Origin of the sequence: Pseudomonas sp. OTU750018, from assembly GCF_011636575.1 — a bacterium.
In the GTDB taxonomy this organism is placed as follows: Bacteria; Pseudomonadota; Gammaproteobacteria; order Pseudomonadales; family Pseudomonadaceae; genus Aquipseudomonas; species Aquipseudomonas peli.
The window spans coordinates 1,038,483-1,057,828 of the sequence record NZ_JAAPAU010000002.1; the positions used below are offsets into that span (position 1 = coordinate 1,038,483).

The 19,346-nt window shown below is 59.9% G+C and carries 16 protein-coding genes and 6 tRNA genes; 12 read left to right on the forward strand and 10 right to left on the reverse strand.

Going from position 1 to position 19,346, the window contains the following annotated elements; genetic code table 11:
- Positions 1-70: 70 nt before the first annotated feature.
- Positions 71-1,942 carry a sensor domain-containing diguanylate cyclase gene (locus tag HCI85_RS13730; protein ID WP_176600637.1) on the forward strand — a complete coding sequence of 624 codons (1,872 nt, stop codon included), beginning with the start codon at positions 71-73 and terminating at the stop codon, positions 1,940-1,942.
- On the opposite strand, the gene HCI85_RS13735 is transcribed toward HCI85_RS13730, so the two are convergent.
- The 8 genes from HCI85_RS13735 to HCI85_RS13770 all read right to left on the reverse strand — a co-directional run bounded on the left by HCI85_RS13735 (position 1,912) and on the right by HCI85_RS13770 (position 6,603).
- Complete coding sequence (locus HCI85_RS13735; RefSeq protein WP_167145256.1) at positions 1,912-2,751, reverse strand: alpha/beta fold hydrolase; 840 nt, start codon at positions 2,749-2,751, stop codon at positions 1,912-1,914. The two genes, HCI85_RS13730 and HCI85_RS13735, sit on opposite strands and share 31 nt — an antisense overlap.
- Positions 2,752-2,761: 10 nt before the next feature.
- Positions 2,762-3,301 carry a TetR/AcrR family transcriptional regulator gene (locus tag HCI85_RS13740; protein ID WP_167145259.1) on the reverse strand — a complete coding sequence of 180 codons (540 nt, stop codon included), beginning with the start codon at positions 3,299-3,301 and terminating at the stop codon, positions 2,762-2,764.
- A 239-nt stretch (positions 3,302-3,540) separates the two neighbouring features.
- Positions 3,541-3,616, reverse strand: a tRNA-Glu gene (locus HCI85_RS13745).
- A 64-nt stretch (positions 3,617-3,680) separates the two neighbouring features.
- Positions 3,681-3,756 (reverse strand) — tRNA-Ala (locus HCI85_RS13750).
- A gap of 51 nt (positions 3,757-3,807) precedes the next feature.
- Positions 3,808-3,883, reverse strand: a tRNA-Glu gene (locus tag HCI85_RS13755).
- A 63-nt stretch (positions 3,884-3,946) separates the two neighbouring features.
- Positions 3,947-4,022, reverse strand: a tRNA-Ala gene (locus HCI85_RS13760).
- A 146-nt stretch (positions 4,023-4,168) separates the two neighbouring features.
- The gene (gene gltX / locus HCI85_RS13765) at positions 4,169-5,650 is read right to left on the reverse strand and encodes a glutamate--tRNA ligase (protein WP_167145261.1); all 1,482 of its coding nucleotides are present in this window, start codon (positions 5,648-5,650) and stop codon (positions 4,169-4,171) included.
- A gap of 32 nt (positions 5,651-5,682) precedes the next feature.
- On the reverse strand, positions 5,683-6,603 hold the full coding sequence (locus tag HCI85_RS13770) for a LysR family transcriptional regulator (protein ID WP_167145263.1): 921 nt from the start codon (positions 6,601-6,603) through the stop codon (positions 5,683-5,685).
- Between the two features lie 106 nt (positions 6,604-6,709).
- Between HCI85_RS13770 and HCI85_RS13775 the strand changes: the two genes are divergently transcribed.
- From HCI85_RS13775 to HCI85_RS13785, 3 genes are read left to right on the forward strand one after another with little or no spacing between them, the layout of a single operon-like run.
- A complete protein-coding gene (locus HCI85_RS13775; protein ID WP_167145266.1) occupies positions 6,710-7,759 on the forward strand; it encodes an HlyD family secretion protein in 1,050 nt (349 codons plus the stop codon).
- Between the two features lie 49 nt (positions 7,760-7,808).
- Entirely contained in the window at positions 7,809-9,299 is a 1,491-nt protein-coding gene (locus HCI85_RS13780; protein ID WP_176600647.1) for an MDR family MFS transporter, read from the forward strand.
- A gap of 47 nt (positions 9,300-9,346) precedes the next feature.
- Positions 9,347-10,246: an EamA family transporter gene (locus tag HCI85_RS13785; RefSeq protein ID WP_167145270.1), complete on the forward strand. Its 900-nt coding sequence runs from the start codon at positions 9,347-9,349 to the stop codon at positions 10,244-10,246.
- Positions 10,247-10,326: 80 nt separating this feature from the next.
- On the opposite strand, the gene uvrB is transcribed toward HCI85_RS13785, so the two are convergent.
- Positions 10,327-12,342: an excinuclease ABC subunit UvrB gene (gene uvrB, locus HCI85_RS13790; protein WP_090252181.1), complete on the reverse strand. Its 2,016-nt coding sequence runs from the start codon at positions 12,340-12,342 to the stop codon at positions 10,327-10,329.
- A 176-nt stretch (positions 12,343-12,518) separates the two neighbouring features.
- Here uvrB and HCI85_RS13795 point away from each other — a divergent pair, with 176 nt between their 5' ends.
- From HCI85_RS13795 to HCI85_RS13815, 5 genes are all read left to right on the forward strand, one after another.
- Entirely contained in the window at positions 12,519-13,715 is a 1,197-nt protein-coding gene (locus HCI85_RS13795; protein ID WP_167145272.1) for an amino acid aminotransferase, read from the forward strand.
- A 67-nt stretch (positions 13,716-13,782) separates the two neighbouring features.
- A tRNA-Asn gene (locus tag HCI85_RS13800) sits at positions 13,783-13,858 on the forward strand.
- Between the two features lie 9 nt (positions 13,859-13,867).
- Positions 13,868-13,944: transfer RNA gene (locus HCI85_RS13805), tRNA-Pro, on the forward strand.
- Between the two features lie 263 nt (positions 13,945-14,207).
- The gene (locus HCI85_RS13810; RefSeq protein ID WP_167145274.1) at positions 14,208-14,432 is read left to right on the forward strand and encodes a DUF2061 domain-containing protein; all 225 of its coding nucleotides are present in this window, start codon (positions 14,208-14,210) and stop codon (positions 14,430-14,432) included.
- Positions 14,433-14,537: 105 nt separating this feature from the next.
- Positions 14,538-16,097, forward strand: coding sequence for a glycoside hydrolase family 17 protein (locus HCI85_RS13815; RefSeq protein WP_167145276.1), 1,560 nt, complete (start codon positions 14,538-14,540; stop codon positions 16,095-16,097).
- On the opposite strand, the gene HCI85_RS13820 is transcribed toward HCI85_RS13815, so the two are convergent.
- Entirely contained in the window at positions 16,098-16,466 is a 369-nt protein-coding gene (locus tag HCI85_RS13820) for a hypothetical protein (RefSeq protein WP_090252173.1), read from the reverse strand. It abuts the gene before it with no gap.
- Between the two features lie 103 nt (positions 16,467-16,569).
- Here HCI85_RS13820 and HCI85_RS13825 point away from each other — a divergent pair, with 103 nt between their 5' ends.
- From HCI85_RS13825 to HCI85_RS13835, 3 genes are all read left to right on the forward strand, one after another.
- Positions 16,570-17,142 (forward strand): hypothetical protein, encoded by a 573-nt coding sequence (locus HCI85_RS13825; RefSeq protein ID WP_167145279.1) that lies wholly within the window; start codon positions 16,570-16,572, stop codon positions 17,140-17,142.
- A 136-nt stretch (positions 17,143-17,278) separates the two neighbouring features.
- Entirely contained in the window at positions 17,279-18,577 is a 1,299-nt protein-coding gene (locus tag HCI85_RS13830; protein WP_167145281.1) for a serine/threonine protein kinase, read from the forward strand.
- Between the two features lie 10 nt (positions 18,578-18,587).
- Positions 18,588-19,346 carry an MlaA family lipoprotein gene (locus HCI85_RS13835; protein WP_167145769.1) on the forward strand — a complete coding sequence of 253 codons (759 nt, stop codon included), beginning with the start codon at positions 18,588-18,590 and terminating at the stop codon, positions 19,344-19,346.

The following is a 19,346-nucleotide window of genomic DNA, read 5'->3' on the forward strand; positions in this document are numbered from 1 at the left end:
AAGCTATCGGTATGTCATAAGGCCGCGTAATAATGCACCTTTGTCGTGTCGCCAACATCCTTGCCATGGAATGCCTCTTTTGATTGTGTTGCTGCGCGTACTCCTACTGCTGTTGCTGCCGACACTGGCGCAGGCCTCCAGCCTGCCGCTTCTAGCCAGCGATACCCCGCTACTGCCAGGCCCGGCCATGCATGTCTGGGCTGACCCCGAAGGCCTGGCGGACATTCACAGTGTTCGCCAGCTGCCTGAATCGGCCTGGCAACCGGTAGCCCGTCGCGATGCCAGTTTCGGCTACAGCACACACGCCTACTGGTTGCGTTTCAGCCTGCACAACCCGGCTGATAACGCCATCAACTGGGTGCTGTTGATCGGTAATCCGCTGCTCGACACCCTGGACGCCTACGGCCTGGACGACGGCCGGGTGTACCAGGCGGGCGATCAGCGGCCGTTCCACCAACGCTGGGTCAATCACCGCCAACTGGTGTTGCCATTCAGCCTGGCTGCCGGGGAAGAACGTGAGCTGATCTTGCGCATGCAGACCGACGGCTCGGCCAACCTCAGCGCAAGCCTGATGAGCAGCCAGGCTTTCAACCAGTATGAACAACGCATGCTGCTGCTCCAGGGCCTGTTCTTTGGTGCGCTGCTGGTGATGATGATTTACAACCTGTCGATTTTTATCATCACCCGCGACCGTAACTACCTCTGGTACAGCCTGTTTGTCGCCAGCTTCAGCTTTTACCAGTTCATCCAGTTAGGCTTCGCCCTGCAATGGTTCTGGCCCGAGTCACTGACTTGGCAGCAGATGAGTTTCCCGTTCAGTTCGGCGCTGGCGACACTGTTCGGCGTACTGTTCACCCATGGCGTGCTCGACCTCAAAAACCACCATCGGGCTTACAGCTGGATTTGCCACGGCCTAATTGGCTGCAGCCTGCTGGTGATGGCACTGGCTGTGGCAGCGCCCTACCTCGTCGCGTTAATCGGCAGTTTCGTGCTGCTTCTGGTCTGTGCAATTTTCGGCTGCATCTTCACCGTGCTGCGCTGGCGCGATGGCTACCCGCCGGCCAAGCTGTTTGCCCTGGGCTGGTCAGCACTGATTATCGCCAGCCTGCTCAGCGTGATCAGCGGCACCGGCTTGCTCGCCAATTCGCTGCTAACCCTGCACGCCCAGCAGATCGGCAGCCTGCTTGAGCTGGTGATCTTTTCAATTGCCCTTGGCTTACGCATTCGGCTTGCGCAAAACGCCCAGCAAGAAGCTCAAGCTCAGCTATTTGCCAACGAGCACCAGCTGCGCTTGGAGCAGGCCAAGAGCCTGAACCTGCAACAACAAATTAACGAAGGCTTGGAAGCCCGCGTGCAGGAGCGCACCGCCTCCCTGCAACAGGCCCTGCAGGAACTATCGATTGCCAACCGTCAGCTGGCCGAACTGAGTCGTCGCGACAGCCTGACCGGGCTCCTCAATCGTCAGGTGCTCGACGAAGAACTGGAGCGTCTGCTGGCCCAGGCCAAACGCAGCCAGCGGCCGATTTCAATGCTGATGATGGACCTGGATCACTTCAAGAAGGTCAACGACCTGCACGGCCACCTGGTCGGCGATGCCTGCTTGCAGCACGCCGCCCTGCGCATGCAGCAGCGCATGCGCAGTAATGACCTACTGGTACGTTTTGGCGGTGAGGAGTTTGCAGCCGTGCTCTGCGACACCCACCAATCTGGCGCCATGGACCTGGCCGAGCAGCTTCGCGCAGACCTGGCCAGTCATCCCTGCATGCACCAGGGTTTGAGTATCGACATGAGCCTAAGCATCGGCGTGTACACGCTCACGCCAGGCCCCAACAGCGAACGCGAGCAGCTGTTACGGCACGCTGACCAAGCGCTCTATCAAGCCAAGGCCGCCGGGCGTAACCGGGTTATTGGCTACGAGGCGAGCGCCTTGGACGATGCCTGATTCAACGACGCCAACAGCGTCAGCACGGCCTGCACCACCTGCGGATCAGCCAATACGCGCTGATGCCCACCACACTCGAGGCGCAGCAGACGACTGTCGAACCAGCTCTGGTGAATGGCCTCTGCCTCGCTGAACGGCACCATCGGATCGTCCACCGCATGCACGACCAGTCCGGGAAAATCCAGTTGATAGTGCGCGCTATCAAGTTGCCCTGCAGGAATCCCTGCCTGCTCTTCGACCAACTGGACAAAGTGCGCGCGGGCCTGGCGCGGCAGCCCCATGTAGTGCGAGAAGCGCCGCAGCATGGTCAGAATTCGGCTGGGCGCGGCAATGCTGACGAGCGCCTCAGTGCGCAAGCCCAACTGAGTGGCCAGCAAGGCGCTAGCGCCGCCCATGGAGTGACCAATCACTGCTTTGAGTGGTGGCAACTCACTGGCAGCCTCCAGCAAGGCACGGGCAAACAGCACCACATTGGCCTCGCGCCCAGGCGAACGGCCATGAGCCGGAGCATCCAGCGCCACCACGCCGTAGCCAGCATTGACCAAAGCCTTGATCAGCTCGGCAAACTGCGTCGGCCGCCCTTCCCAGCCATGCATCAACAACACGGCTGGCCCACTGCCCCAACGCAGCGCGGACAGACCGAAACGCAGGGTGATGCGCTCGGCCTGCGCCAGCAGCGGCAATTCCCAATCCCGCGGCGGCAAGGTGTGTGGCGTCATAAACTCCCGGCGCAACTTGCTGGCCAGGGCATGTGGCGCCAGCAGACCAATCGATGCGTTGAAACCACGAACCCAACTCATGCTATTCATTGCCATATCCTCAGACGATTGCCGATTTAGCGGCACGCAAGACTCGATCAGACAACTCACCAGGGCCCAGCGCACGTGCCAGCGCCAGCCCTCCGACCATCAAGGCAATATCGGCCAGCGCCTGCTCAGCCTCTTCAGGACGGCCCGCCAGCTGCGCTGTCATCAACTCGACATGCTCGGCCAGCACAGCACGAAAGTCTTCCGGCATACGCGCCAGCTCGCCTATCGAACTGGGCAACGGACACCCTTGCTCGCTGGCATCACGGTGCTTACGTGAGAGATAAAAGGCAGCCAGCAACACCCGACGCTCATGGCCAGGCAGCACGGAATCAAACTGCGCGACTCGCTCGCGGCGTTGACAGAGCATCTGCTGGAATACTTCCAACATCAGCGCGTCCTTGCTCGTGAAGTGCGCATAGAAGCCACCGACTGTCAGGCCTGCAGCGCCCATCAACTCCGCCAGACCAGACTCAGTCGGACCGCGCTGCAACAACGCCGCACGAGCGGCTGCGAGGATGCGCTCGCGGGTTTGCGCCTTCTTATCGCTCATGCCTGCCTCCTTAACATTACGACCATAATATTAAGGTCGAAATATAATTAAGCAAGCCTCTTGGGCAGCCGCTGATCGGCTGGAGAATACTGTTCAGGAGGTAGAAAAATTGCTTGGCGCAATTTTTAACGTCGCGTAGCAACGGTCCGTAGGGTGGCCGACAGGGATGTCGGACCACAAAAACAAAAGGGCCATTCACTAATGAATGACCCTTCAAAATCCCGCAGAGCGGGCAAAAATGGCGTCCCCTAGGGGACTCGAACCCCTGTTACCGCCGTGAAAGGGCGGTGTCCTAGGCCACTAGACGAAGGGGACGAAACCTTCGAAGAACAAGGCCAGCTTTACGCTGGCCCCGTGGCAGTTGTTACTGCTACAAATTTGGTGGAGATAAACGGGATCGAACCGTTGACCTCTTGCATGCCATGCAAGCGCTCTCCCAGCTGAGCTATACCCCCAGATTTATCGCCTCTCGGCTCACAGCCCAAACCAGCACTGCTTTTTGAAACTGGCGTCCCCTAGGGGACTCGAACCCCTGTTACCGCCGTGAAAGGGCGGTGTCCTAGGCCACTAGACGAAGGGGACGTAACCCTTCAACAACCAACCAGCTACAAGAGCTAATTGTGCCAAGCCTTACGGCTTTGAAGATGGTGGAGCTAAACGGGATCGAACCGTTGACCTCTTGCATGCCATGCAAGCGCTCTCCCAGCTGAGCTATAGCCCCATCTCAAGGACGGGGCGCATGTTAAGAGTGCGCCCCACACCTGTCAACAAAATTTTTACCAGCATCTGCATTCTTTATGCTGACAGAACAACCACTTACCCCATACCGGCACGCCAAAACGACGGCCGGACGGGGCATTCAGCTGCTTAGGCAATGGCAGCCAGCAGCTTCTCCCACTCTTTGTTTTCTTTCTTCGACACACCACCGAGCAGCTCAATGGCCTGACGCAGACGGAAGCGAGTCAGATCCGGGCCGAGGATTTCCATGGCATCAAGTACGGATACCGAGCTGGCCTGACCGGTGACAGCAGCAAACATCAACGGCATGGCGTCACGCAACTTCAGCTCCAGGTGCTCCACCACGGCCTGAATGCAACCAGTGATCCTGTCCTTTTCCCACTGACGCAGCGCTTCAAGCTTCCACAGGATCAACTGCATGACCTGGCGTACCTGATCGGCACTGAGCTTTTTGCTCTCGAACAGCTTGGCGTCCAGCGTCAAGCCGCCCGCAAAGAAGAAACTGGCCAGCGGGGCAATCTGGCTAAACGTCTCTACCCTGCCCTGTACATGCGGGGCGATCTGCATCAGGTAGTTGCTGTTGAACGCCCATTTCTGCGCGCCAGCGGCGAAGTCTTCGACGCTCAGTTCGCGCATCCACTGGCCGTTGAGCCAGGACAACTTCTCCAGATCGAAGATCGGCCCGCCGAGGGAAACCCGGTTGATATCGAAGTGCGCAACCATCTCGTCGAGGCTGAACTTCTCGCGCTCATCCGGCATCGACCAGCCCATACGCCCGAGGTAGTTGAGCATCGCCTGCGGCAAAAAGCCCATGCGCTCGTAGAAAGTGATCGAAGTCGGGTTTTTGCGCTTGGACAGCTTGCTCTTGTCCGGGTTACGCAGCAGCGGCATGTAGCACAGCTGCGGTTTTTCCCAGCCGAAGTACTCGTACAACAGGATCAACTTGGGTGCCGACGGCAGCCATTCTTCACCGCGCAGCACGTGGGTGATACCCATCAAGTGGTCGTCGACTACGTTAGCCAGGAAATAGGTCGGCAGGCCATCGGTCTTCATCAGGACCTGCATATCCATGCGATCCCATGGGATCTCCACTTCGCCACGCAGCATGTCCGGCACCACGCACACGCCTTCGGTCGGCACCTTCATCCGCACCACATTCGGCTCGCCAGCCGCCAGGCGCTGTTGCACTTCGTCGGCGGACAGGTGCATGCAATGGCCGTCATAACGCGGCGTCTGCTTGGCTTCCATCTGCTCGGCACGCACTTTGTCCAGACGCTCAGCACTGCAGAAGCAGTGGAAGGCATGACCCTTCTCCACCAGCTCGGCGCTGTACTTCTGGTAGATGTGGCCGCGCTCGCTTTGCCGATACGGGCCATGCGGGCCGCCGACATCCGGACCTTCACTCCACTCGATGCCCAGCCAGCGCAGGGCGTCGTAGATCTGCTGCTCAGACTCACGCGTCGAACGCACCTGATCGGTATCTTCGATACGCAGGATAAATTCGCCACCGTGCTGACGGGCAAAACACAGGTTGAACAGGGCGATATAGGCGGTGCCTACGTGCGGATCACCAGTGGGCGACGGCGCAATACGGGTGCGGACGGTGGTCATGGAAAGTCTCGAAGAGTTGCAGTGAACGCGGATTAAGACGGCGATGGTAACAGGCCAGCCGTGGGCGGCTCCAGCAGGTGACCACCCGACAACGACAGACTGCGTATCAGAAAATCCAGGAAAGTTTTCACCTTCATGGCCTGGAACCGCCGTGATGGATAGACCGCATAGAGTTCGCCGACCGTCAGCCGCGCTTCGGGCAACAGTTCAATCAGTTGCCCCGCCTCTACCGCAGCACCGCAGATCATCACGGGTAGCCCGGCGATACCAGCCCCCGCCATGACGGCTTCTCGGGCAAAGGTGATGTTGTTGCACGACAGCACGCTCTGGCAGGTGATGTTTTCGCCCGCCAACGGCCAATAACGCGACGAGTCACGCGGCAACATAACGGCGCGATGCCCCGCCAATTCCTCGACCGTTCGCGGCGTACCGTGCCGAGCCAGGTAATCCGGACTGGCATACAGACGCCGACTGGTCTCGAACATCTTGCGTGCAATCAAGGTGGAGTCCTGCGGCTGCCCCACCAGAATGGCGATATCCACCCCTTCCTCAACGGGGTCGACATGCCGCGAGGTCAACTCCACCTCGGCGCTGATCTGCGGGTACTGGCGCATGAAGTCACCCAGTACCCTGCCAAGGAACAGCTGACCAAATTCAATCGGTGCAGTGATGCGCAGCAATCCCGAGGGCTCCAACTGCAATTGCATCACCGCCTGCTCGGCCTCGGCAAAGTCGAGCATGATCTGCCGACAGCGCTCGTAATAGGCCTGTCCGACTTCCGTTAGGCGCAGCTTGCGTGTGGTGCGGTTGAGCAGGCGCACACCAAGACGCTCTTCGAGCAGAACAATGCGCCGACTGACGGTCGACTTCTGCATGCCCAACCCCTGCGCTGCCAGGGTGAAGCTGTGGCACTCGACCACCCGCGTGAAGATCAGCGCATCATCCAGCCCCATGATTGTTCCTCATAAGCAACAAAGTTTCCGAAGTCTAACGACTACAGGCACGAAAGGAACACTGTTAGATTTGCTTACACTTTTGCCCGAGCTTCGAGCGCCCACCATGCCTGCCCAACTGCAACGCCGCCTGTTTGTCTTCCTGCTTCTTCTCAGCCTCATCGCTGCCGCCTTTTTCGGCCATTGGTGGCTGATCGGCCGACACCTTGAAAGCACCGACAACGCCTATGTACAAGGTGAAATCACCCGTGTGTCCAGCCAGCTGGGCGCACGCATCGACAAGGTATTGGTGCAAGACAACCAGCATGTCGAGCAGGGTGAGCTGCTGTTGGTGCTGGAAAGCGCCGACTTTGAGCTGGCCAAGCAACGCGCCGAAGCCACCCTGGCCACCCGCGAGGCCGAACTGAGCCAGGCACGCAGCACCCTGAACCAACAGGACAGCCTGATTGCCGCCAGCCGTGCCGATGTGTCGGCCAGCGAAGCCACCCTGGGCCGCACGCAGATCGACCTGTCACGCGCGCAAACCCTGCGCAAGCCCGGTTTCGTCTCGGAGGAGCGTGTCACCACCCTGGCCGCCGACAGCCGCATTGCCCGATCGCAAGTGAGCAAAGCGCAAGCCGACCTACAAGCCCAACGTCAGCAGGTCAGCACCCTGCAAGCCGAGATCAAGCGCCTAGAAGCGCAGATCAGCAGCGCCCGTACCGACCTTGCCCAGGCTGAGCTGAATATTGCCCGTACTGAAATTCGCGCGCCCATCAGCGGTTTTATCGGCCAGCGCGCCGCACGCCACGGCCAATATGTGCAGACCGGCGCCTACCTGCTGTCACTGGTACCGGATCAGGACATCTGGATTCAGGCCAACTTCAAAGAAACCCAGATCGGCCACATGCGCCCTGGGCAGAGTGCCGAACTGACCTTCGACAGCTTCCCTGACACGCCGATCGAAGGCCGCATCGAAAGCTTATTTGCCGCCTCAGGTGCGCAGTTCAGCCTGCTGCCGCCGGATAACGCCACCGGCAACTTCACCAAAGTGGTGCAGCGCATCCCGGTGAAACTTACCTTTGCCGCCGACAACCCACTCAAGGGGCTGATTCGTCCAGGCATGTCGGTCGAGGTAAAGGTCGACCTGCAGTCCGAGCCGCACCATGGCAGCTGATGCGCTGATCCGCCCGACCGGCGAGCCGAGCCGGCGCGACTGGATCGCGGTGATGAGCGTAATGCTCGGTGCCTTTATGGCGGTACTGGATATCCAGATCACTAACTCATCGCTGAAGGACATCCAGGGCGCGCTGTCGGCCACCCTGGAGGAAGGCTCGTGGATTTCCACCTCCTACCTGGTGGCGGAAATCATCATGATCCCGCTCACCGCCTGGCTGGTGCAGCTGCTCTCGGCACGCCGCTTGGCGGTGTGGGTGTCATTGGGTTTCCTCGCCTCCTCGCTACTCTGCTCAATGGCCTGGAGCCTGGAGAGCATGATCGTGTTCCGCGCCATGCAGGGTTTTACCGGCGGCGCGTTGATTCCCCTGGCGTTCACCCTGACGCTGATCAAACTGCCGGAACACCACCGCGCCAAGGGCATGGCGCTGTTCGCCCTGACAGCCACCTTCGCCCCCTCGATCGGCCCAACCCTGGGCGGCTGGCTGACGGAAAACTTTGGCTGGGAATACATCTTCTACATCAACGTGCCGCCCGGCCTGCTGATGATCGCCGGGCTGATGTACGGCCTGGAGAAAAAGCCCGCCGACTGGCAGCTACTGAAAAGTACCGATTACGCCGGCATCGTCACTCTCGGTATGGGCTTGGGCTGCCTGCAGGTGTTTCTCGAAGAAGGCCACCGCAAGGACTGGCTGGAGTCCAGTCTGATCAGCGGGCTGGGCAGCATCGCCGCAATCAGCCTGGTGCTGTTCGTCATCCTGCAAATCTCGCGCCCCAACCCGCTGATCAACCTCGGCGTGCTGCGTGAACGCAACTTCGGCCTGTCGAGTATTTCCAGCATTGGCCTGGGCATGGGCTTGTATGGCTCGATCTATGTACTGCCGCTGTACCTGGCGCAGATCCAGGGCTACAACGCCCTGCAGATCGGCGAGGTGATCATGTGGATGGGCGTGCCACAGCTGTTTCTGATTCCGCTGGTGCCGCTGCTGATGAAGAAGATCTCGCCGAAATGGCTGTGCGCCCTGGGGTTTGGCCTGTTCGGCGGTGCCAGCTTCCTCTCCGGGGTACTCAACCCGGATTTCGCCGGCGAGCAGTTCAACCACATCCAGCTGTTACGTGCGCTGGGCCAGCCGCTGGTGATGGTCACCATTTCACTGATCGCTACTGCTTATACGCTACCGCAGGATGCCGGCTCGGCGTCGAGCCTGTTCAACATTCTGCGTAACCTCGGCGGCGCCATTGGCATCGCCCTGCTCGCGACCCTGCTGGACAGCCGTACCAAGGTGTATTTCGACTACCTGCGCGAGTCGCTGGTACCGACAAACCCGCAGGTCGCCGAGCGCCTGGCGCTACTGACTGAAAAGCTCGGCAGCGAACAAGCGGCACTGGCCAAACTCAGCGAGATCACCCATCAGCAGGCGGCGATCATGGCCTACAATGACGCCTTCCACTGCATCGGCATCGCCCTCGGCATCAGCATGCTGGCAGTTCTGCTGACGCGCAAACTTCCCGCAGGCACTACCGGTGGCGCCGCGCACTAATCCATTCCGCGCGCCGCATACCGGCGCGCTGCTGTTTCAGGTCATCCATGTCCGCTTCCGCTTCGCGCACCCGCTCCCTGCTGCTGATCGGTGCCTTCGCCATTATCTATATTGGCTGGGGCACGACTTACCTGGCCAACCACTTCCTCTTGCTGGAAGTCCCGCCCTTTGTCATCGGCAGCCTTCGTTTCTCGATTGCCGGCCTGCTCGCCCTGGCCTGGGTGCTGCTCAGCGGCCAACTGCGCATCCAGCGCAGCGACTGGGGCGGCGTACTGATCGGCAGCCTGGCGCTGATTGCCGTCGGCCAGGGCGCACTGATCTACGCCAATCAATACCTGCCCACCGGCATGCTGGCCATGCTCTACACCACCCTGCCGCTGTGGAGCGTGGCGCTGGAATGGCTGCTCGGTGAGCGTCCGCCGCTGTGGGTAATGTGTGGGCTGGCGCTGGCCTGCAGCGGGATTGTCCTGCTGATGAACAACGGCCTGGACCAACGCGCGTCGACTGAGCAATGGTTCGCCGGCCTGCTGGTGGTATTCGCCACACTGCTCTGGGCCGGCGGTGCCTGGCTTATGCGCCAGCGCCCGCCGTTTCGTTCCAGTTGGCTGGGACTAAGCCTGCAGATGCTGATCGGCGCGCTATTGCTGGCGTTGTTCGGCCTGTGGCATGGCGACTGGCAAGCGCTGGACCTGCGCGCAATAAGCGGCAATGCCTGGCTGTGGCTGGCGTATCTGGTGCTACCTGTCAGCCTGGGTGTGTATCCCGCGTATTTCTGGCTGTTGCGTGAGGTGCGCCCGAGCTTGGTGTCGACCTTCGCCTTCGTCAACCCAGTGGTGGCCTTGCTGCTCGGCTACCTGCTGCTAGGCGAACGGCTCAGCTTGATGGCACTGCTGGCCTGCGGCATCACCCTCGGCGGTGTAGTGCTGATTATCTTCGGCCGGCGTTAATCGCACAGCTGAGAAAGGGGCTTTAGCCGCGGACAAACAGTCAGCCTGTCGCGGCGAAAGCCCCTTCCACACCCAGCCAATCAGACCTGCAGCAATCGATCGCGCAGCTTCTGGATTTCATCACGCAGCTGCGCGGCGGCCTCGAACTCTAGATCGCGGGCCAGGGCGTACATTTTCTCTTCCAGCTGACGAATGCGCTTGGTGATTTCGCTCGGTGAGCGCAGTTCGTTCTCGTAACGCGCACTTTCCTCGGCCGCCTGGGCCATGCCCTTGCGCTTCTTGCTGCGCGCGCCAGGCACCACGGCCCCCTCCAGGATGTCCTTAACGTCTTTGAACACGCCCTTGGGGGTAATGCCATTGGCTTCGTTGAAGGCGATCTGCTTGTTGCGCCGCCGCTCGGTTTCGCCGATGGCGCGCTCCATCGAACCGGTCATGCGGTCGGCATACAGAATCGCCCGACCATTGAGGTTACGGGCAGCGCGGCCAATGGTCTGGATCAACGAGCGTTCGGAACGCAGGAAACCCTCTTTGTCCGCATCAAGAATCGCCACCAGCGACACTTCCGGCATATCCAAGCCTTCGCGCAGCAGGTTGATACCCACCAACACGTCGAACGCGCCGATGCGTAAGTCGCGGATGATCTCGACGCGCTCTACGGTGTCGATATCGGAGTGCAGGTAACGCACCTTGACCCCGTGATCGCCCAGGTAATCGGTCAAGTCTTCGGCCATGCGTTTGGTCAGGGTGGTGACCAATACGCGCTCCTCAATGGCCACGCGCTTGTGAATTTCCGAGAGCAGGTCGTCGACTTGGGTCAACGCCGGGCGCACCTCGATCTGCGGGTCAACCAGACCGGTCGGCCGCACCACTTGCTCGATCACCCGGCCGGCATGCTCGGCTTCATAGTTGCCTGGCGTGGCGGAAACGAAGATGGTCTGCGGGCTGGCGGCCTCCCACTCTTCGAAGCGCATGGGGCGGTTGTCCAGCGCCGACGGCAGGCGGAAACCGTATTCGACCAGGGTTTCCTTACGCGAACGGTCGCCCTTGTACATCGCACCGACCTGCGGCACCGAGACGTGGGACTCGTCGATCACCAGCAGCGCCTGGTCTGGCAGGTAGTCATACAGCGTCGGCGGCGGCTGGCCAGAATCTCGGCCCGAGAGGTAACGCGAGTAGTTTTCGATGCCGTTGCAATAACCCAGCTCGATGATCATCTCCAGGTCAAAACGGGTGCGTTGCTCCAGGCGCTGCGCTTCCACCAACTTGTTATTGCTGCGCAGGTACTCCAGGCGCTCAACCAGCTCGACTTTGATCTTCTCCACCGCCTCCAGCAGCACTTCACGCGGGGTGACGTAGTGACTCTTGGGATAGAAGGTGAAGCGCGGCAGCTTGCGGATGACCTCGCCAGTCAGCGGGTCAAAGGCCGAAATGCTTTCCACCTCGTCATCAAACAGTTCGATGCGGATGGCTTCCAGGTCAGATTCGGCCGGGTAAATATCAATCACATCGCCGCGCACGCGAAAGGTGGCACGAGCAAAGTCCATGTCATTGCGGGTGTATTGCAGGTCGGCCAGGCGGCGCAGCAAGGCGCGCTGGTCCATTTTGTCGCCGCGATCGACGTGCAGCACCATCTTCAGGTACGACTCGGGGCTCCCCAGGCCGTAGATGCACGACACGGTGGTGACGATGATCGCGTCCGGCCGCTCCAGCAGCGCTTTGGTCGCCGACAGGCGCATCTGCTCGATGTGGTCGTTGATCGACGCATCCTTCTCGATAAAAGTGTCCGAGGACGGCACATAAGCTTCTGGCTGGTAGTAGTCGTAATACGACACGAAATACTCCACCGCGTTGTTCGGGAAGAAGCTCTTGAACTCCCCGTATAACTGCGCAGCCAAGGTCTTGTTCGGCGCCAACACCAGCGTCGGCCGCTGGACTTGGGCAATTACGTTGGCGATGGAAAACGTCTTACCCGAGCCCGTCACGCCTAACAGTGTTTGGTGTGACAAACCTGCTTCAAGGCCTTCGACCATCTGCCGAATCGCCTCGGGCTGATCGCCGGCAGGCTGGAAACGGGTGACCAGTTGAAACTCGGACATGACGGACCTCGACAAGCGGATGTGACGCGGCCTGAAAGCCTACGTCAAAACCGGTGAAAAGCGTGTGCCTGTTGTCGCAGCACAGGTTATGCGCCGGTATACTACCGCCGCACTTACGCAACCCCTAGTCGGGTGTTGCCTGATCCCCACTTCTCCTCTTCAGAGCTGCCGCATCCATGAGTCTGTTCTCTGCCGTCGAAATGGCTCCGCGCGATCCTATCCTGGGCCTCAACGAAGCCTTCAACGCCGATACCCGCACGACCAAGGTCAATTTGGGCGTAGGCGTTTACTACAACGAGGAAGGCCGCATTCCGCTGCTACGCGCCGTAGCCGAAGCCGAGAAAGCCCGCATTGAAGCCCATGCCCCACGCGGCTACCTGCCGATCGAAGGCATTGCTGCCTATGACAGCGCCGTGCAGAAACTGTTGCTGGGTGCTGACTCTGAACTGATCGCCGCTGGCCGGGTGATCACCACCCAGGCCGTTGGCGGTACGGGCGCACTGAAGACCGGCGCTGATTTCCTCAAGCGCTTGCTGCCCAACACGGTGGTTGCGATCAGCGACCCAAGCTGGGAAAACCACCGCGCCTTGTTTGAATCAGCGGGTTTCCCAGTACAGAACTACCGCTATTACGACGCAGCCAGCCACGGCATCAACCGTGCCGGCATGCTCGAAGACCTGAAAAATCTGCCTGCGCGCTCGGTTGTCGTGCTGCACGCCTGCTGCCATAACCCGACCGGTGTCGACCTGTCGCTGGACGACTGGAAAGCTGTGTTGGACGTGCTGCGCGAGCGTGAGCATGTACCGTTCCTCGACATCGCCTACCAAGGTTTTGGCGACGGTATCGAGCAAGACGCCTTTGCTGTGCGCCTGTTTGCTGCCTCCGGTATCCCGTTCTTCGTTTCCAGCTCGTTCTCCAAGTCCTTCTCGCTGTACGGCGAGCGCGTCGGGGCCCTGTCGATTGTCACCGGCAGCCAGGAAGAAGCCGGCCGTGTGCTCTCGCAAGCTAAGCGCGTGATCCGCACCAACTACTCCAACCCGCCGACCCATGGCGCCACAGTGGTGGCCAGTGTGCTGAACAGCCCTGAGCTGCGCGCCCTGTGGGAAGAAGAGCTGGCCGGCATGCGCGAGCGTATTCGCGGCATGCGCATGGCCATGGTTGAACAGCTGGCTGCATTGAACTGCAAACGCGACTTCAGCTTTGTCGCTCAGCAGCGCGGTATGTTCTCCTACTCGGGCTTGACCGCCGAGCAGGTAGAACGCTTGAAAACCGAGTTTGGCATCTACGCGGTCAGCACTGGCCGCATCTGCGTCGCCGCGCTGAACCAGCGAAACCTGCCTGCGGTGACCCAGGCCATCGCCCAGGTGCTGTAAACCTGCTAAAAGGAAGTCAGCATATGCTTGACTTCCCTTTTTGAATCAGTAGGATACGCGCCATCGTTCCGCGATAGCTCAGTCGGTAGAGCAAATGACTGTTAATCATTGGGTCCCTGGTTCGAGTCCAGGTCGCGGAGCCAGTAGTTCATCGGGGTATAGCGCAGTCCGGTAGCGCGCCTGCTTTGGGAGCAGGATGTCGGGAGTTCGAATCCCCCTACCCCGACCATTTTTGGGTCGCACGTGGTGCGAAATGCAGCTGTATTTACGCAGCTGTTCGCAGAACACGCAACTCGCATGTAACACCATTTAAGTTCGCTTGAATGTAAAAAACCCGCCTTGTGCGGGTTTTTTATTGCCTATCTTATGGCGCGCACCACGAACAGAAATCACCAAAAACTATTAAAGCCATTCAATCCAAACATTTTACCAATCAAAACCTTACCACTACGCTACACCTCAATGAAGAATAATTCTCACTCGAGGTGCGCCATGCTCAAGACCCTGACCTTCACCCTCATGCACTTCTGCATCGCCTTTGGTGTCACTTACGCCCTGACCGGCAGTATCGCAGCCAGTGGCCTGGTGGCGGCTATCGAACCGCTGTGCAACTCGGTGGGCTTCTACTTTCACGAGAAGGTCTGGCAGCGTATTGAGGGGCGCTCTAAAGCCGCCAATGAACGCCCCACACATGCCTGGCTGCATCACCAGGCATAAGGCCTGGTGCGAGGGTAAAAACCTGAACAGGGCATAAAAAACAGCCAGCGTGGCACTGTGCCAATCCGCTACTATGCGCGGCTCAGCCACCATACGCGCCCGATCATGCCTGCTACCTCTCGCTTTCCTACCGCTCCTTTTGCATTTGCCTGCCTGCTTGGCCTCCTTGCGCTATTCGGCCTGTGGTATGGCATTGGTCAACCCGTCACATTGGCAGATGCCGCAACGCCCACGCACAAACTGCAGTGCGCGTCTTACACACCGTTCGACAAAGACCAATCACCTTTCGATCAACCGATGCAGCTGCGTCCAGAGCGAATGGACGCCGACCTGGCGCTGCTCGCCGAGCGCTTTGAGTGCCTGCGCACCTATTCGGTGACCGGCCTGGAAGAGTTGCCGAACATGGCGCGCAAACATGGCTTGAAGCTCATCGTCGGCGCCTGGGTCAGCCGAAACCCAGCCGACACCGCGGTTGAGATTGCCGGCCTGGTTAAAATCGCCAATGCCCACCCTGATGTGGTGCAAGCAGTGATCGTCGGCAACGAAGCGCTGCTACGCAAGGAAGTGACCCCACAGCAACTGGTGGTGTTGATTGAACAGGTCAAGGCACAGATCAAGCAGCCGGTAACCTATGCCGATGTCTGGGAGTTCTGGCTCAAGCATCCGGAAGTTGCTCCAGCAGTGGACTTCATCACCATCCACTTGCTGCCTTATTGGGAAGACAACCCAGCGAGTATCGAGAATGCGCTGCATGAAGTCGCCGAAGTCCGCCAGACCTTTGGCAATGCCTATGCCCCCAAGGACATCCTAATCGGTGAGACCGGCTGGCCAAGCGAAGGTCGCCAACGCGAAACCGCCGTACCCAGCCTGGTCAACCAAGCGAAATTCATTCGTGGCTTCGTCGCCATGGCCGAGCAAAACGGCTGGCGCTACAACCTGATCGAGGCCTTTGACCAGCCGTGGAAACGCGTCAGTGAAGGTGCCGTCGGGGGTTATTGGGGGCTCTATGATGCGGATCGCCAGGACAAATCAATCCTCGCCGGCCCGGTGTCCAACCTGCCGCACTGGCCGACCTGGCTGATGATCAGCCTGGCACTTGTAGCCGCCACCCTCTTGTGGGCTGGCCGCCCCCATTCACCCCGCGCCGCGCTCTTGTTACCGCTGTTCGCGGCAGTGGGTGCTGCCTGTATCGGCCTGTTTGCAGAACTAACGCTGATCACCAGCCGTTACGTGGGCGAATGGCTCTGGGCTGGTGCACTGATCGTGCTCAACCTCGTGGTGCTGAGCCATGGCGCACTGTTACTCAGCAGCCGAAATGGCTGGCGTGCACGCACCTTCAACTGGCTGCATAGCCGGGGCGCACTGTGGTTGACCCTGAGCGGCTTTGCCGGCGCAGTGATGATGCTCGCGCTGGTGGTGGATGCGCGCTACCGCAGCTTCCCCAGCGCGGCACTGTTGCTACCGGCACTGGTCTACCTGTGCCGCCCAGTAGGCGGCTACCGCCGTGAAGTTGCATTGCTTGCCTTACTGATCGGCGCCTGCATTGCACCGCAGCTGTACCAGGAAACCCTGAGCAACTGGCAAGCCATCGGCTGGGCGATGACCTGCGTGCTACTGGTGGCGGCGCTGTGGCGTAGCCTGCGGGTTAAAGCGCAAGCCGCCTAATCAGGCGATTTGCGGCGCACGCACCCAACGCAGCAGCGCCAGCACGACGGCAAAAACTGCCAGGCTGGCGCTGTACAACACCAGCGCCGGCAGGCCGAGCAGCAAGGCCGGCACTGCCAGTCGCTTGCCCCAAGCGCCGGGCAACACAAATGCCAACACCGCACAGACCAGCGCAGCCCAAGCCAATACACGGAAATGGATCAACCAGCCAAGGCTGGCACGCACCTGGCAAGCCATCTGCTGCGGGTCATCAACGCATAAACCAACCCACTGTGCGCCTTCCATCAGTTGGTAACGCAGCACAAAGCTCAGGGCCAGACACAGGGCCGCGGCGATCAGCAGAGCAGTCAGAGGCAAATAACGAGACATGGGTAACTCGGGCAATTGAAAAGGCTGCGTAGGATAAGCCGCCGCGGCGCGGATAACACCCCCGAGATCGCCTACTCACCGCCGCTGCGGCTAGAATCCAGCCATGCTGATACGTCGCCTGATACTGATCGTCGCAAGCTTGCTCGGCCTCTGGATGCTGTGGGTCATTGTGCTGCCCACGCCCAGCGGCCCGCCTGCCAGCACGCCATCACACAGCGGCAGTTGGCGCTTAGCCGCGCACACCGTCAGTACGTTGCAGCCGTTCCAACTGGAAGCGCGCATCCTCGGACGTGAAGACTATTACTTTGACCGCGGCGCCAAGCTCTCGCCAACCGATCTGGCGCTCGGCTGGGGGCCGATGGCTGATCCGGAGGTGCTGCGCCATATCACCATCAGCCAGCGTAACCGCTGGTACTTCTGGCGCGCCGAACAACTGCCAATCGAACGCCGGCAAATCGAGATTCACAGCGCCAATATGCACCTGATACCCGCCAACCCGGCGGTAGCCAGCACCCTGGCCGGGCTCAAAGAAGGTCAGCAGATTCGCCTGAGTGGACAGCTGGTGCGAATCGACGGTGACGATGGCTATCGTTGGATCAGTTCACTCAGCCGCGAAGATACCGGTGACGGCGCCTGCGAACTAATCTGGGTTGAACAATTAGCCGTATTGCCTTGACGCACCCAGTTTCAAATGGCTCTTTTGCCTGAAAACTGACAGTTCTATAACTAAACGGCACTTAACCACGCTTATGTGGTCAAATCGACCCGCACCTGAAGCACTGCATCAGCCCTAGCTCTCAAGAGATTTAGCCATGTCGCCTGTCCCTCGTCTGCTTGCCCTTCTCAGTTGCCTTGCGCTGGTGGCTCCCGTCAGCGCCGCCGATATCGACGCCAGCAGTTATGGCTACCCGATCAGCAACCCTTTCGAAGCCACGCTGGCAACCACCCCACCCGAGCTACGTCCGAAACTGCCGGCTGACGCGGACATCAACCAAAGTGACCACCAGATCAAACTGCGCCCGGAGCGCGAGTTTGAGTTGCCAGAAAACTTCTGGCCGGTGACCAAGATGCACTACCGCATTGCCAAACAGTCCGGCGAAGCGCCGCTGATCTTTATCATTGCCGGCACGGGCGCGCATTACGCCAGCAGCACCCCGGAATACCTGAAGAAGCTGTTCTACGGTGCGGGTTATCACGTGGTGCAATTGTCATCGCCGACCAGCTATGACTTCATGACCTCCGCCTCACGCTTTGCCACGCCCGGCATTACCCGTGAAGACGCCGACGATCTGTACCGCACCATGCAGGCGGTGCGCGCCCAGCATCCGCGCTTGAAAGTCAGTGAATATCACCTCACCGGCTACAGCCTGGGTGCGTTGCAGGCGGCCTTTGTCAGCGAGCTGGACGAAACCCGTCGCAGCTTCAACTTCAAACGCGTGCTGTTGCTCAACCCGCCGGTCAACCTCTACACCTCGACCACTAATCTCGACCGCCTCGTGCAGACCAAGGTGGATGGCATCGACAACAGCACCACATTCTATGAACTGGTGTTGGGCAAGTTGACCCGCTACTTCCAGAACAAGGGCTACGTCGACATCAATGACGCCCTGCTCTATGACTTCCAGAACTCCGGCGAGCAGCTCAACGACGAGCAGATGGCCATGCTGATTGGCGCGGCTTTTCGCTTCTCAGCTGCCGATATCGCCTTTACCTCTGACCTGATCAACCGCCGTGGACTGATCACCCCGATCAATTACCCGATCAGCGAAGGCACCAGCCTCACGCCATTCTTCCGGCGCGCCCTGCAGTGCGACTTCGACTGTTACCTGACCGAGCAGCTGATCCCCATGTGGCGCGCACGTACTGACGGTGGCAGCGTGGCGCAGCTGATTGACCAGATCAGCCTGTATGGCGTCGCCGATTACCTGAAAAACAGCAGCAAGATCGCCGTTATGCACAATGCCGATGACCTCATCCTCGGCCCGGGTGACCTGGGCTTTTTGCGGCGCACCCTGGGGGATCGCCTGACCGTTTATCCGCTGGGTGGCCATTGCGGCAACCTCAACTACCGCGTCAATAGCGACGCCATGCTGGAGTTCTTCCGTGGCTAAGCCAACCTTTATTGCCGTGTTTTTCACCCTTGCGCTCGGTAGCGGCCTGGCGCATGCCCAGCACACCGTTGATGACGACGGTTTCAAACAACCGCTGCAGCACCTGCAGTTCAATCCGGGGCTGGACCAGCGCGAGTTTGAACGCTCGACCCTCAACGCGCTCGACGTCTATGACCCGTTGGAGTCGTGGAACCGTCGCGTCTATCACTTCAACTACCGCTTCGATGAATGGGTGTTCTTACCGATTGTCGATGGCTACCGCTATATCACCCCCAACCTGGTGCAGACCGGCGTCAGCAACTTTTTCAGCAACCTGGGTGATGTACCCAACCTGCTCAACAGCGCGCTGCAGCTCAAGGGCAAGCGCGCCATGCAGACCACCGGGCGCCTGCTGCTCAACACCACCCTGGGGGTCGCCGGCCTTTGGGACCCTGCTACGCGCATGGGCCTACCTAAGCAGCGCGAAGACTTCGGTCAGACCCTTGGCTATTACGGCACACCTGCCGGGCCTTACCTGATTCTGCCGCTGCTGGGGCCATCGAACCTGCGTGATACCGGCGGTCTGGTGGCAGACTTTACCGCCAAGAGCCAGGTCAATTGGTTGAATGTCGCCGAAGCCAGTGTCAGCCACCCAGAAATTACCCTGCTGGAAGTGGTCGACCAGCGCTCCACGGTGAACTTCCGCTACGGTCAGCTCAATTCACCGTTCGAGTACGAGAAAATTCGCTTCTTCTACCACGAGGCGCGCAAGCTGCAGATCGCCGAATAA